12 protein-coding genes and 2 pseudogenes are annotated in these 12689 nt (G+C 64.8%); 5 read left to right on the plus strand and 9 right to left on the minus strand.

Annotated elements, in window-relative coordinates; translation table 11 throughout:
- Positions 1–15 precede the first annotated feature (15 nt).
- The 4 genes and pseudogenes from ACY48M_RS11210 to ACY48M_RS11225 form a co-directional block, all read right to left on the minus strand.
- Positions 16–300 carry a YciI family protein gene (locus ACY48M_RS11210; RefSeq protein WP_462820364.1) on the minus strand — a complete coding sequence of 95 codons (285 nt, stop codon included), beginning with the start codon at positions 298–300 and terminating at the stop codon, positions 16–18.
- A 15-nt stretch (positions 301–315) separates the two neighbouring features.
- The gene (gene nucS / locus ACY48M_RS11215) at positions 316–1011 is read right to left on the minus strand and encodes an endonuclease NucS (RefSeq protein WP_462820365.1); all 696 of its coding nucleotides are present in this window, start codon (positions 1009–1011) and stop codon (positions 316–318) included.
- Positions 1012–1101: 90 nt separating this feature from the next.
- Entirely contained in the window at positions 1102–1413 is a 312-nt protein-coding gene (locus ACY48M_RS11220; protein ID WP_462820366.1) for a DUF7010 family protein, read from the minus strand.
- 9 nt (positions 1414–1422) lie between these two features.
- A pseudogene (locus ACY48M_RS11225) lies at positions 1423–1575 on the minus strand (endonuclease NucS); the annotation flags it as partial.
- Positions 1576–1677: 102 nt separating this feature from the next.
- On the opposite strand from ACY48M_RS11225, the gene ACY48M_RS11230 reads away from it, so the two are divergent.
- Complete coding sequence (locus tag ACY48M_RS11230; protein ID WP_462820367.1) at positions 1678–2547, plus strand: SDR family oxidoreductase; 870 nt, start codon at positions 1678–1680, stop codon at positions 2545–2547.
- Positions 2548–2578: 31 nt separating this feature from the next.
- Here ACY48M_RS11230 and ACY48M_RS11235 read toward each other — a convergent pair.
- The 4 genes and pseudogenes from ACY48M_RS11235 to ACY48M_RS11250 form a co-directional block, all read right to left on the minus strand.
- Positions 2579–2731: pseudogene (locus ACY48M_RS11235) on the minus strand (endonuclease NucS); the annotation flags it as partial.
- 68 nt (positions 2732–2799) lie between these two features.
- Positions 2800–4950: an AAA family ATPase gene (locus ACY48M_RS11240; RefSeq protein WP_462820368.1), complete on the minus strand. Its 2151-nt coding sequence runs from the start codon at positions 4948–4950 to the stop codon at positions 2800–2802.
- Positions 4951–5122: 172 nt separating this feature from the next.
- Positions 5123–5404: a ribbon-helix-helix protein, CopG family gene (locus tag ACY48M_RS11245; RefSeq protein ID WP_462820369.1), complete on the minus strand. Its 282-nt coding sequence runs from the start codon at positions 5402–5404 to the stop codon at positions 5123–5125.
- A 97-nt stretch (positions 5405–5501) separates the two neighbouring features.
- Positions 5502–6731, minus strand: coding sequence for an MFS transporter (locus ACY48M_RS11250; protein WP_462820370.1), 1230 nt, complete (start codon positions 6729–6731; stop codon positions 5502–5504).
- Positions 6732–6796: 65 nt separating this feature from the next.
- On the opposite strand from ACY48M_RS11250, the gene ACY48M_RS11255 reads away from it, so the two are divergent.
- Positions 6797–7900 (plus strand): LacI family DNA-binding transcriptional regulator, encoded by a 1104-nt coding sequence (locus tag ACY48M_RS11255; RefSeq protein ID WP_462820371.1) that lies wholly within the window; start codon positions 6797–6799, stop codon positions 7898–7900.
- Between the two features lie 18 nt (positions 7901–7918).
- On the opposite strand, the gene ACY48M_RS11260 is transcribed toward ACY48M_RS11255, so the two are convergent.
- Entirely contained in the window at positions 7919–9232 is a 1314-nt protein-coding gene (locus ACY48M_RS11260) for an MATE family efflux transporter (RefSeq protein ID WP_462820372.1), read from the minus strand.
- Positions 9233–9383: 151 nt separating this feature from the next.
- On the opposite strand from ACY48M_RS11260, the gene ACY48M_RS11265 reads away from it, so the two are divergent.
- The 3 genes from ACY48M_RS11265 to ACY48M_RS11275 all read left to right on the plus strand — a co-directional run bounded on the left by ACY48M_RS11265 (position 9384) and on the right by ACY48M_RS11275 (position 12685).
- Positions 9384–11351 carry a M13 family metallopeptidase gene (locus ACY48M_RS11265; protein WP_462820373.1) on the plus strand — a complete coding sequence of 656 codons (1968 nt, stop codon included), beginning with the start codon at positions 9384–9386 and terminating at the stop codon, positions 11349–11351.
- A gap of 4 nt (positions 11352–11355) precedes the next feature.
- Complete coding sequence (locus ACY48M_RS11270; RefSeq protein WP_462820374.1) at positions 11356–12276, plus strand: serine hydrolase; 921 nt, start codon at positions 11356–11358, stop codon at positions 12274–12276.
- Between the two features lie 97 nt (positions 12277–12373).
- On the plus strand, positions 12374–12685 hold the full coding sequence (locus tag ACY48M_RS11275) for a YtxH domain-containing protein (protein ID WP_462820375.1): 312 nt from the start codon (positions 12374–12376) through the stop codon (positions 12683–12685).
- Positions 12686–12689: the final 4 nt, after the last annotated feature.

The following is a 12689-nucleotide window of genomic DNA, read 5'->3' on the forward strand; positions in this document are numbered from 1 at the left end:
GCCCGAGCGGGCACGTTAGCCGAGAGAGCCGAGCACCACCGAGTAGTCGAGGATGCGGCGCGACGCGATAAGCCCTTCGATGGCGAACGGATCGACATCCAACAGCTCGGCGACCCGGTCGCTCGACGGGCCACGCATGATGAGCAGCGCGCCGGCCCGCTCACCCTCGAAGGTGGGGCCGCTCGCGATGAGTTCACCCGAATCGACCAGTGACGCAAGGTACCCGCGGTGCTCGGCCCGGTGCTCATCGCGCCCGCCGGGATTGTCGGTGTAGTCGTAGAGGACGGCGTACAGGTTCACGAATGCTCCTAACGATTAGAACAGCCGCAGGTGGCTGTCGTCGAGGCCCCGCATCGCGTCATAGTCGAGCACGACGCAGCGGATGCCGCGGTCCTCCGCCAGCGTGCGCGCTTGCGGTTTGATCTCCTGCGCCGCGAACACCCCGGCGACGGGGGCGAGCCGCGGGTCGCGATTCATGAGCTCCAGGTAGCGAGTGAGCTGTTCGACCCCATCGATGTCGCCGCGCCGCTTGATTTCGACGGCGACACTCGCGCCAGTGGCATCCGTCGCCAGAATGTCGACCGGGCCGATGGCCGTCATGTATTCGCGGCGCACGAGCCGGTAGCCGTCGCCGAGCGTGTCGATCTGCTCGGCGAGCAGCTTTTGCAGGTGTGCCTCGACCCCGTCCTTTTGCAGACCGGGGTCGATGCCGAGCTCGTGATTGCTGTCGTGCAACACCTCGTGGATGGAGATGACGAGCATGTCAGCCGTCTTCGCCTGCGTCACACGCCAGATTTCGGCGACGCCGGCGTCGGCCTGCTCTGGCTCCGGCTCCATGGTGGTGAGCGCGCAGGGCGGGCTCATCCAGTTGAGCGGCTTGTAGCTCAACGAGTCGGAGTGCACGAGCACGGAGCCGTCGGCCTTGAGCAGGAGCAGCCTCGTGGCGAGGGGCAGGTGGGCGCTGAGGCGTCCGGCATAGTCGACGGAACAGCGGGCGATGACGAGTCTCACTGTTCCTACGGTACCGGGCTTGCTCGCTCTTGTCGGTTGTCTCCGCGACCCAGGCCACCGAGGCGCGCATGGCGAGAGCCAGGGTTTGAACTATTCGGATGGCGGGTGGACTGGCTCTCGTTTCGCGAAGTAGAGCGGGATGGCAAATACCAGCAGAGCCGCCGCGCCAACCCAGCCGCTGGGGGTGCGCAGTTCCGGAAGGACGAACAGCGCGATCGAGCCAACCACTACGAGGACACCCGCGAGGGCGCTGAACTGCCACATTCCGTAAAGCGAGATGAACGTCAAGTAGTGCGCTCCGACGATAATCAACGACGCCGGGAAGAATAACGAAGGCTCAATGCTTCCGAGGGTGATCGTGACGAGAAACCCGATCGGGACGGTGAATGCACTTTGACACACCTAAGCGCGGCTCATCCAGTTCAAAGGTTTATACGAGAGCGAGTCGCTGTGCACGAGGACGCTTCCGTCGGCCTTGACCAGGAGAAGGCGGGTGGCGAGGGGAAGGTGAGCGCTGAGCCGCCCGGCGTAGTCGACCGAGCAGCACGCGATGACGAGACGCATTTCTCTACGTTAGCGACCGGACTATGCTCGTTCGTATGGCAGGCCAGTGATCTCCTCGTCCTTTACTTGAGCCGCGCTCGCGGCACAATCGAGAGGTTCACTGTGACCAGCGTTCAACCATTGCAGGGCAAGACGGCCCTCATCACCGGGGTTTCCCGGCGTCGCGGCATCGGCCACGCCGTCGCCGTGAAGTTGGCGTCCCTCGGCGCGAATATCGTGACTCACCACTACCGCCCGCACGACCTAGAGCAACCTTGGGGTGGGGACGATCTTGATGCTGTCCAGGACAGCATCAGAAGCAGTTTGCAGGGGGGAGCGCTGAGTGCCAATGTGGGCGCCGACCTTGGCGAGCGCGAGGCGGTCGATGATGTCATCGGCGTCGCCACGGCACTTACCGGCTCTCTCGACATTCTCGTGTGCAATCAGGCGAGGAGTGGACGCGACGGCAGCATCCTCGACATGACCTTCGATCGGCTTGACGCGCATTGGACCGTGAACGCGCGATCGACCTTGCTGCTCACCGCCGAGTTCGCGCGCCTCAAGGCATCTGCAGTCTCGGCCGCCCGCCGGCCGGGGGAGCGGATCGATAGCGGGAAGCCGTACCTAGTGCCGCGAGGCCATGTCTTTTGGATGACCTCGGGTCAGATGCACGGCCCTATGCGAGGCGAGGTCGCCTACGCGACGAGCAAGGCTGCGCTGGCTGGAGTCACCGCGACCGTCGCCGCAGAACTGCTCGAACTCGGTGTGATCCTCAACACCATCAACCCTGGCCCCGTCAACACGGGATATCTGGACCCTGAAAGCACAGACCGTTCACTCGACGAGCTGCAGCAGTATCTTGCATCGACGCCCTTTGGGCGTGTCGGTGTTCCCGAGGATCCGGCCGAGTTGATCGCCTGGCTCGCCACGTCACCCGGAAGCTGGATTGTCGGCCAAGTTTTGACGAGCGACGGCGGCTTCAGCCTCAGATGATCACCGCGAAGCACATACACACCTAAGCGCGGCTCATCCAGTTGAGCGGCTTGTAGCTGAGCGAGTCGGAGTGCACGAGCACGGAGCCGTCGGCCTTGAGCAGGAGCAGCCTCGTGGCGAGGGGGAGGTGGGCGCTCAGCCGACCGGCATAGTCGACGGAACACCGGGCGATGACGAGTCTCACTTACCCAGAGTACGGGGTCGGGCGACCCCTGAAAGCAGGGTTGTGAGCCAGCCTATGGCCGGTCGCCACTACGCGACGGGAGCCCGAGCCACGAGTTCAGTACAAGCTGCAATGACGAACTCAGGTACGGCGTCAAAGTCTCGAGGGTTCAGCTGCATCACGTACTCGTTTTCGATGTGGTAGGTCTCATTTACGAACTTCGTGAAAACATCGTCACCCTTCAGTGCATCCGGATCGAGCACCGACATGACCCGGAAAAGCTGAACCTTCTCGTAGCCGACGTCCGTGCGCTCGAAGCGCGCTTTGAGAGCACCAGGCTGCCGCAACTTGGAAAGAAGGTCCGCGTAGTCGAAGTCCGCGATGTGCTCCTTGACCAACTGGGTGGCCTCGCCAATCTCTGCTTCGGTCAGCGCGATCTGTTCGCCCGACTCAGCTCGTTTGGTGGGCTCAGCTCGAAGATGGAGGAGGCTCGACAGCAGGTCGTACCCGACACCCTTTGCTCCATGAACCTCAAACCGGCGGCGAAGGTAGATGCACTTGATTATTGAATCGGACGCGGAAGAGATATTCGAGTCACACACCTCAGAGAAGGTGGTGATGTCACCGGGCTCAATCGGCTTCTCGGCTACAGTTCCTGCTCGACCGCTCAGGAAGTGCACAACTGGTCTAGTTGCGAGGAACTGACTCGATGTTCCTGTTCGTACAATGTCAATGGCAGGTTCAATGTCGTGCGTAAGGAGGAGCGAAGTCAAGTCACGAAGGCTGTTCTTCCCATGGAACAGCTGGTGAAGGATCGCGAACTTCTTGGTCTTGTCAAAGCTCGAAACAGGGTCATCCAAAATGACGAGGTCCGGCTTCTCCCGCTGGACGTGGTGCATGAACAGCACCAACGCGAATGCGTTCTTCTCACCGTAGCTCAGGTGGTCCGACGCCGACTCAAGGTGGCCCGGCGAATCCTGGTGTTCCAAAAGCATGCGGTACGAGTCGTCCTGTGGTTCGATCCGGACGGTGTACCGGTAACCAGCAGACGTCAGAAACTCGTTGATAGCGTCCTGGTTGGCTTTGATCAGTCGCGCTACTCGAGTCTTCTGCTCCCCAATGCCGCGCCGAATTTCATTGATCTGTGTGGCAACTTCATCGAGTTTGCCGTTGATCAGGTCAACTACTGATTTGGTGGCTTTGGAGTTGAGCGCGTGGAGGAGTGTTAGGTCGATCTTTAGCTCGCTGAGCACTGCCGCCACGTTCTTTTCATCTCGAAGCGCGTGAAACGACAGCCCCTTGAGGGCGGACAGCTTGAGGAGAAGTGTCTCCACCTGTCCACGAAGTGTCACGAGAAAGAGTTCTTGCTCCGGGGTTACGCCTGTGAGAGAGGTCGTCAGCGCTTCAAGCTGCTTCAGATATCCGGGCTCGAAAAAGCGGCCAAGCTTTTCTATGACTGCTCGCAGCACGCTCATGTTCTTGACTGCAGCGGATTCGTACTCGACTGAGACCCGTGTTGCGGTCTCCTTGTCCACGCTCTCCACCGAGCAGAACGGGCAATTCTCTGAGAGCTCGAGGAACGCTTTGCCCTTGGACTGCCAAGTGATCCAGCCCGCCGGATCGTCGCTGTGCAGAAAGTGCTCGTATCCCTGCAGCTGGTCTGGGATTTTGTTCAGCTTCCCCGACATGCTGAGCGCCTTGTAGCCCCGGCTCGTCTTTGCGACAGCGCCACCCTTGGTCACGTTGAAGGCGTCGCGGAGTTCAGTGAAGCTGCTGAGCGCTTCATTGAACTCGGCCTGGTCCACGAAGGTCTGCTTCAAGGACTCGAACATCACCTCGATCTGGGCAAGACCGGACTTGTACTCCTCGGTATTAATGAAGATCTCGAAGCTGTTCTTGAGTACTTCATCCCTCTGAAAAACAAACTGCGAGACGTAGGTGTCGTTGAAAGTAAGGACACTACGGATCGCGTCCGCCCCCTGGACGGAGGGCCGCGTTCCGTTGCTGTCCGCCCGATGCTTGAAGGGAGTTAGCTCGTCAAGGTTGCCGTCGCCTTCGGTACTTAGCGTGAGAGCGCGAGCAATCGTGCTCTTCCCAATACCGTTCGGACCGTACTTGATGTTGAGCGACGACGGGCGCAGAGAGATGACGGCTTCGCCGATGCTGTTGCAATCCCTAATCGTGATTCGGTAGTCGCTGTCCTCGATTGTCGAGGAGTCCGTCACTTTAGCGTCTGTCATTGGTGGCTCCCTCGCCGATGCTTGCTGCCTCGCTACTAGGCACGATCTCTCCGAGAGTATCGGTGACTACCGACTCCTTGTCACAGGCGATCTCGCCCGCCTTCAGCGTCCCGCTCAACCCACAGTGCCCAGGTCGCGGCCTGTATTGCATCCTCGGATTCGATCCCGTGCTTCAGGACTGTCGGGTGTACCTTCCCGCTGTCGCCAGCGCCTCGCGGATCACTTCGGATCGGGACTTGCCCTCGCGCTGTGCACGCGCATCAAGGTCGGCGATCTCCTGCGTTGTCAGCCGGAGGGCGACGACCTGTGTCGGCTCGGCCCCTCGGCCGGGCCGACCTCGGCCGCGTCGCTTCAAGACCGCGACGTCGTATCCAGCTTCAGCCTCGGCCGCCCAAGCGGCGATCTGCTCTTCGGTAACGGGAACCCCGTTGATCGTCTCGCGAGTGTCGTTCACAGATTTATGTTATACGAAAATGGGGAATCGCAGAAGGGTGCCAATCGCAGAACTATAGAAGCGCCCGGCGATACCGGCAGCGGCGGCCAGCGACTGATCAGTGGCTGCGCGCTGGCTCGCGGGCAGCCCCCGAGGCAAGACCAGCCGCAACGACGAACACGAGCACGACGAGCAGGGCGTTGAGTAGGCCGAAGTGCTCGCCGAGTAGGCCGATGCTGAGCGGGCCCGCAAGGAACGCGATGTAGCCGATCGTGGCAACCGCACTCACGCGCGCCGCCGCCGTGCGCGGATCATCCGCCGCCGCCGACATGCCGGTCGGGAACCCGAGGGCCGAACCGAGACCCCACAGCACCACGCCGACCACCGCCACCCACACGATGGGCACGAAGATGACCATCACCAGTCCGAGGATTGCCAGCGCCGCCGACCACCGCAGCACCGGCACCCGGCCGAACCGATCGAGCACGAAGACACCGCCGAGCCGGCCGACCGTCATTGCGGTGACGAAGAGGCCGAACACGAGGGCCGCGGAGGCGCGTTCCATGTCGTGGCCCTCAACCATGGTCAGCGCGAGCCAATCGTTTGCCGAACCCTCCGCCAGCGCCATCCCGAGCACGATGACGCCGAGCAGGATGGTGCGGGGGTCTCGCCAGATCGTGAGGCGTTCACGCCAGGTTCCGTGGGCGGATGCTGCACCGTCGTCGTCGGCCGCGGCATCCGTCACGAGCGCCTCCGATTGGGTGAACCGCACCGCGCCGACCCCGACGACCGCGATGATGACGGCGACGACGAGGGACTGCGTCGCGATGGGCACCTTGGCGAGCTCGCCGAGGGCGCTGAGCCCAGCGCCGATCATGGTGCCGATGCTGAAGAACGCGTGGAAGACCGGCATCATGGTGCGCCCGAGAAAGCGCTCATTCACGGCGCCGGAGAGGTTCATAGCGACATCGCAGATGCCGAGTGCCGCGCCGAAGAGGGCGAGGCCCGGGCCGACGATCCAGAACCCGGTGGTGCCGCCGACGCTCACGCCGAGCCCCGCCACCACGAGGCCGATGGGGCCGATCGCGAGGCACCAGCCCATGACGCGCTGGGAGCCGAAGTTTGCGACGAGGTGGCTCGACGCGAGGAGCCCGAGGATCGAGCCGGTCGCGATGAACACGATGAGGTAGCCCATTTCGGCGGTCGAAGCGCCGAGTGCCTCCTTGACCGCGGGGGTTCGGGCCATCCAGCTCGCGATGCCGATGCCGCACATGCCGAAGATCGCGAAGATCGCGTTGCGCCACGTCGTGATCTGGCGTTGCGTGAGGGCTGGGGTGGGGTGCGGCATGGTTCCTCAGAGATCGACCCAATCGAATCGATTCGATCGAACCGATTCGAGTAGGCTAGCAAGCCATGAGCACGGATGCAACGAGACCACGGGCGACGCTCGCCGCCGTCGCCGACCTCGCCGGCGTTTCGCGCTCCACCGCCTCCCTCGCGTTCAGCGGTGCCGGCCCCGTCGCCGCCGAGACCCGCGATCGCGTGCTCGCTGCCGCCGACCGGCTGGGCTATGGAGGGCCAGACCCGGTTGCGCGCTCGCTGCGCCGCGGCCGCACCGGCATCGTCGGGGTCGTCATCGAAGATCGCCTGCGCGAAGCCTTCCGTGACCCCATGAACATCCCCATGCTCGACGGGCTCGCCGACGAGCTCGGCACCGCCGGGCACAGCATCCTGCTGCTCACCGACCCGACAGGGGGTGAGGGCACAGACGGCCATACAGCCGAGCCCGCAAGCCCCATCGAAACCGCGCCAATGGATGCCGTTGTGCTCGTCGGCTGCAGCACCCGCCTCGATCGTTCGGTCGCCATCCTTCGCCAGCGTCGCATCCCGATCGTCGCGATCGAAGCCGCGCCCATGGACGCGGTGCTCGACATTGCCCTCGACAATCGCCGAGCGAGCGCTGTCGGCGCGACCAGACTGCACGAACTCGGCCACCGCGACATCGCCGTCGTCACCCTCCCGCTCGGAGAAGGGCACCCCTCTGGCCCGCTCCGTGAGGACTGGGAAGAGCGCGCCACCTCGTTCCCCGCACTCGAGCGTCTGCGCGGCGTGCTCGAAGTGTATGAAACGCTTCGGGGCTGGATGGCGCCGGCAAGCTCAATCGCGTCGGGCTATGCCGCCGGGCGTGCGATCCTCGCCGGCCCGGCCAGGCGCCCGACGGCGGTCATCGCCCAGAGTGACCTGCTCGCGCTCGGGGTCATCCGGGCGGCACACGAGCTCGGCCTCGTCGTGCCGGCCGACCTCAGCGTGCTCGGGTTCGACGGCATCCGCACCGACGCCGTGGCGGCCGGGCCGGAGCGCGCACCCGAACTCACGACCCTCGTGCAACCAGCCCTCGAAAAAGGGCGTGCGGCCGGCCGCGGTGTGCTCCGGCTGCTCGCGGGCGAGAGCCCCTCACCCGTGCTGCTGCGCTGCACCCTGCGCGCGGGTGCCACCGTCGCAGCACCGCTCGCCTGAGCGAACGGCAGCTGCGCCTCAGCGTGTGCCCGTCACCATCCAGGCGGTCGATCGCGCGCGCCACCCGAGCGTCACCGCGCGCGCACCGATGTAGCCGAACCCGAAGGCGGCCCAGAGCCATGGCAGCGCGGCATCCGGTTGCGCCACCGCGACCCAGCCGAGCAGCGGGGCGTACATCGCCAGGTTCAGGGCTCCCGTAATGGCGAGATAGCGGGCGTCGCCGGCCCCGATGAGCACCCCGTCGAGCACAAAGACATACCCGGCGAGGGGGATGCCAGCCGCCATGACGAGCGCGGTCACGGTGAGCGCCGACCTGATCTCCACATCGGAGGTGAAGACCGGCCCGAGCACGGGGGCAAGGAGCGCCACCACCACCGCGAGGGCACACCCAGCGACGAGGCCGTGAACGATGAGGCGGCGGGTGACCGCCGTCACCCTGGGAACATCGGATGCTCCCAGCCCGTGACCGATGAGCGCCTGGCCAGCAATCGCGAGGGCGTCGAGCATGAAGGCGAGCATCGAAAACACGGTCATCGCGATCTGCAGGGTCGCAAGTTCGGTCACCCCGAAGCCCGCCGCGACCCCAACCGTCGCGAGCATGGCCGCACGCAGCCACAGGGTGCGCAGCAGCAGCCAACCGCCAGACTCCGCCGCAACGCGCACACCCCGCACCCCCGGACGCAGTGACGCGCCCGTCGCGCGGGCCGCCCGAACCGCCATCACGATGTAGACCGCGGCCATGCCCCACTGCGCAATCACGGTTCCGATCGCGGCACCGGCGATGCCGAGACCCAGCCCGTAGATGAGCAGCGCATTGAGCCCAATGTTCGCCGCGAACCCCACCGTCGCCACGACGAGCGGGGTGCGGGTGTCTTGCAGGCCGCGCAAAAGCCCCGTCGCCGCGATGACGAGCAACATGCCAGGAAGGCCCCAGAGCGAAATCGTGAGGTAGGTGGAGGCGAGCGCCGTGACATCCGCTCGCGTGCCAAACAGGGAGAGCAGGGGGGTCGCCGCCAACAGGCCGACCACCAGCAGCACCACCCCAATGGCGAGGGCGAGCCACAGCCCGTCAATACCGGCGCGGATCGCGCCAGCGCGATCGCCGGCCCCGAGCCGCCGCGCGACCATGGGCGTCGTTGCGTAGGCGAGAAATACGAGCAGGCCAACGACCGTCTGGAGCACGGCACTCGCGATGCCGAGCGCCGCAAGGGGAGCGGCGCCGAGGTGCCCAATCATCGCCGTGTCAGCGAGCAAGAAGAGCGGCTCGGCGATGAGCGCGCCGAGCGCGGGCAGGGCGAGCCGCACAATGTCCCGATCGAGTTGCCTGCGCATGCACTCATCATTCACGACGTTGCGATTCACGACACTGCGGTGCAGCTACGACGGGTCGACTCGCGAGGTCGCATCCGTCACCCCAGACACCATCCGCAACCCCATTCCCGAATGCTGAAAACACGCAGACGGGGATGGTTATGGTGGGTGCATGACGCTCGAATCCGGCATAGCCATCGACGAACTCGACCCAATGATCCGCCCCCAGGATGACCTGTACCGGCACGTCAACGGCAAGTGGATCCACCGCTCCGAAATCCCCTCAGACAAGGCGCGCTACGGCTCGTTCTACGTGCTGGCCGAAGAGGCCGAACGGGCGGTGCGCGCCATCATTGAGGAGGCGCAGCACGCCGAGCCCGGAACCGAACAGCGCAAAGTCGGCGACCTGTTCACGAGCTTCATGGACCTTGAGCGGGTTGAGGCGCTCGGTGCGGCACCGCTGCGGCCCGCCCTTGAGCAGGTCGACGCCGTGGCATCCGTCGATGACTTCATGGCGACGCTCGGCCGGCTCGAACGGCAGGGCGTGAGCGGCCTCATGCAGCTCTTTGTCGACAACGACCCTGGCAACCCCGAGCGCTACCTCGTCTTTGTCGAGCAGGGCGGCATCGGGCTGCCAGACGAGTCGTATTTTCGCGATGAGAAGTTCGCCGAGATCCGCGAGAAATACCGCGCCTTCATCGAGCACATGTTCACCCTCGCCGGCATTGAGGGGGCAGCGGATGCCGCGGCCCGCGTCTTCGACCTCGAGACGGTAATCGCGGCGCAGCACTGGGACAACGTGCGCACGCGCGACGCGGAGGCCACCTACAACCTGCGGTCGTGGGGCGACCTCGTGCGGGCGCACGGAGCGGAGGGTGATGCGGCATCGCTCGACACTTGGCGCAGCGCCATGGACCCGCCGGCCGGCAGTTTCGACGAGGTCGTCGTGCGCGAGCCGAGCTTCATCGACGGGGTCTTCGGTCTCGTGACCGCGGATGGCCTCGACGCGTGGAAAGACTGGCTGCGCTGGCAGGTCGTGCGGTCGTCGGCACCGTATCTCAGCGGGGACTTCGTCGACGCGAACTTCGACTTTTATGGCCGCACGCTCACGGGCACGCCCGAGTTGCGGGCGCGATGGAAGCGCGGCGTCTCGTTTGTCGAGGGCGCGATGGGTGAGGCGGTCGGTCGCATCTATGTTGAACGGCACTTTCCGCCGGCCGCGAAGCAGTCGATGGATGTCCTGGTCGAGCACCTTGTGGAGGCATACCGTCAGTCGATCACCTCGCTGCCGTGGATGACCGAGGCGACGCGGGGCCGTGCGCTCGAGAAGCTCGAGAAGTTCACCCCCAAGATCGGATTCCCGGTGAAGTGGCGCGACTACTCGACCCTCGACGTCGACCCGGCCGACCTCATCGGCAATGTGCGCGCGTCGAGCGAGTTCGAGTTCCAGCGTGAGCTTGGCAAGATCGGGCGCCCGCTCGATCGTGACGAGTGGTTCATGACGCCCCAGACGATCAACGCGTACTACAACCCGGGGTTCAACGAAATCGTGTTCCCCGCCGCCATCCTGCAGTACCCGTTCTTCGACGAGGGTCGGGATGCCGCAGCAAACTACGGTGCGATCGGCGCGGTCATCGGGCATGAGATCGGGCACGGCTTCGACGATCAGGGGTCGCGCTTCGATGGCGACGGGCGCCTCATCGACTGGTGGACGGGGGAGGATCGCGCGGCATTCGAGCGACTCACCTCGTCGCTCATCGCCCAGTACGACGCGCTCGCGCCGCAGCAGACGCCGGAGCACCACGTCAACGGTGCCCTGACGATCGGGGAGAACATCGGCGACCTCGGCGGGCTCGGTATCGCGTGGAAGGCATATCTCATCGCTCTCGATGGTGCGGAGCCGCCAGTGATCGACGGGCTTTCGGGCGCTGAACGCTTCTTTCTGTCGTGGGCGCAGGCATGGCAGCTCAAGGCGAGGGATGAAGAGGTCATTCGGCTGCTTTCGATCGACCCGCATTCGCCCAACGAATTCCGCTGCAACCAGATTGTGCGCAACATCGATGCGTTCTACGAGACGTTCACCGTCTCGCCGGATGACGCCCTGTGGCTGGCGCCGAGCGAGCGCGTCACCATCTGGTAGAGCCATGACGTCGCAGCGGCCAGGCCCTTCAACCGATCGTCAGCGGCGTCGCCGCGCGCGCTCGGAAGCGGCTGCGCGCCACCGCGGCACCGACGACGCCGAAAGCTTTGCCGAGAGCTTCACGGCGCTCGGCGAGATTGCCTACGGCGGCGCAAAGGTCTCCGCCACCGTGCTCGACCTGATGACCGGTCTGCCCCTGCTCGCGATTGACGACCGTGTGGCACTGCCAACCGCGAGCGTCGGCAAGGTGCTGCTCCTCGTGGAGGCGGCGGCGCGCATCACGACGCGTGACCCGAGTGTGCCAGGCATCCTCGACAAGACACCCGATGATGCCATCGCCGACTCTGGGCTGTGGCACCGGATGCAGGTGCCGACCCTTCCGATCGGCGATCTCGCGCTCCTCGTGGGAGCCGCCAGCGACAATGTCGCCACGAACGTGCTGCTGCGGCACCTCGGCATCGATTCGGTGCGGCATCGGGCCGAATCGCTCGGGCTGCGGCGCACCGCTCTCCTCGATCGCGTGCGCATACGCCGGGGCCCGGATGACGCACCCCAGTTCTCGGTTGGTGCCACCGCCGAGCTCGCCTGGTTGTTCTATGCACTCTCCCGCGGACAGGTGGTCGATTCTGTGACGAGTCAGCGGGTGCTCGACTGGCTCTCGCTCAACGCCGACCTCTCGATGGTGGCGAGCGCCTTCGGGCTCGACCCGCTCTCACATCGGGCGTCGAATCATGGTCTGCAGCTCATCAACAAGACAGGCACCGATGATGGGGTGCGGAGCGAGGCCGGCCTGCTGCAGGGTCGACGCGCCGGAGTGGCCTACGCGGTCACGGTCGAGTTCGTCGACTCGAGCCTGCACGAGCGGCTGCGGGTGCTCGACGCGATGCGTGCCGTCGGCCGCGACATCCTGGAATATGTGTACTGATGAGCGTCGGACGCTGGGAGTTTGCTAAAAGCCGGCTGGAGGCGACGGGGCTACGCTGGGACGACACAAGACCAACCCCAGTGGAATGGAGACCCCCATGCGCGGAAAAATTCTCATCCTGACCGGGCTGGCTGTCGGATACGTGCTCGGCGCACGAGCCGGCCGCGAGCGCTACGAAGAGATCAAGGCCACGGCCAGCAAGCTCTGGAGCGATCCGCGAGTCCAGGCCAAGGTTGACGCTGTCGAAGACTTCGCAAAAGACAAGGGACCCGAAGTTGCCGAGTTCATCGCCGACAACGCGAAAAAGGTCGTCTCGCAGGTGAGTGGCAAGAAGAGCACCAGCTCGGGCAGCAAGAGCAGCGGCCAGTCGAGCGGCTCGTCTTCGACCAGCGGCAGCACCTCGAAGTAGGTCG

The organism is Homoserinimonas flava (genome assembly GCF_054969005.1).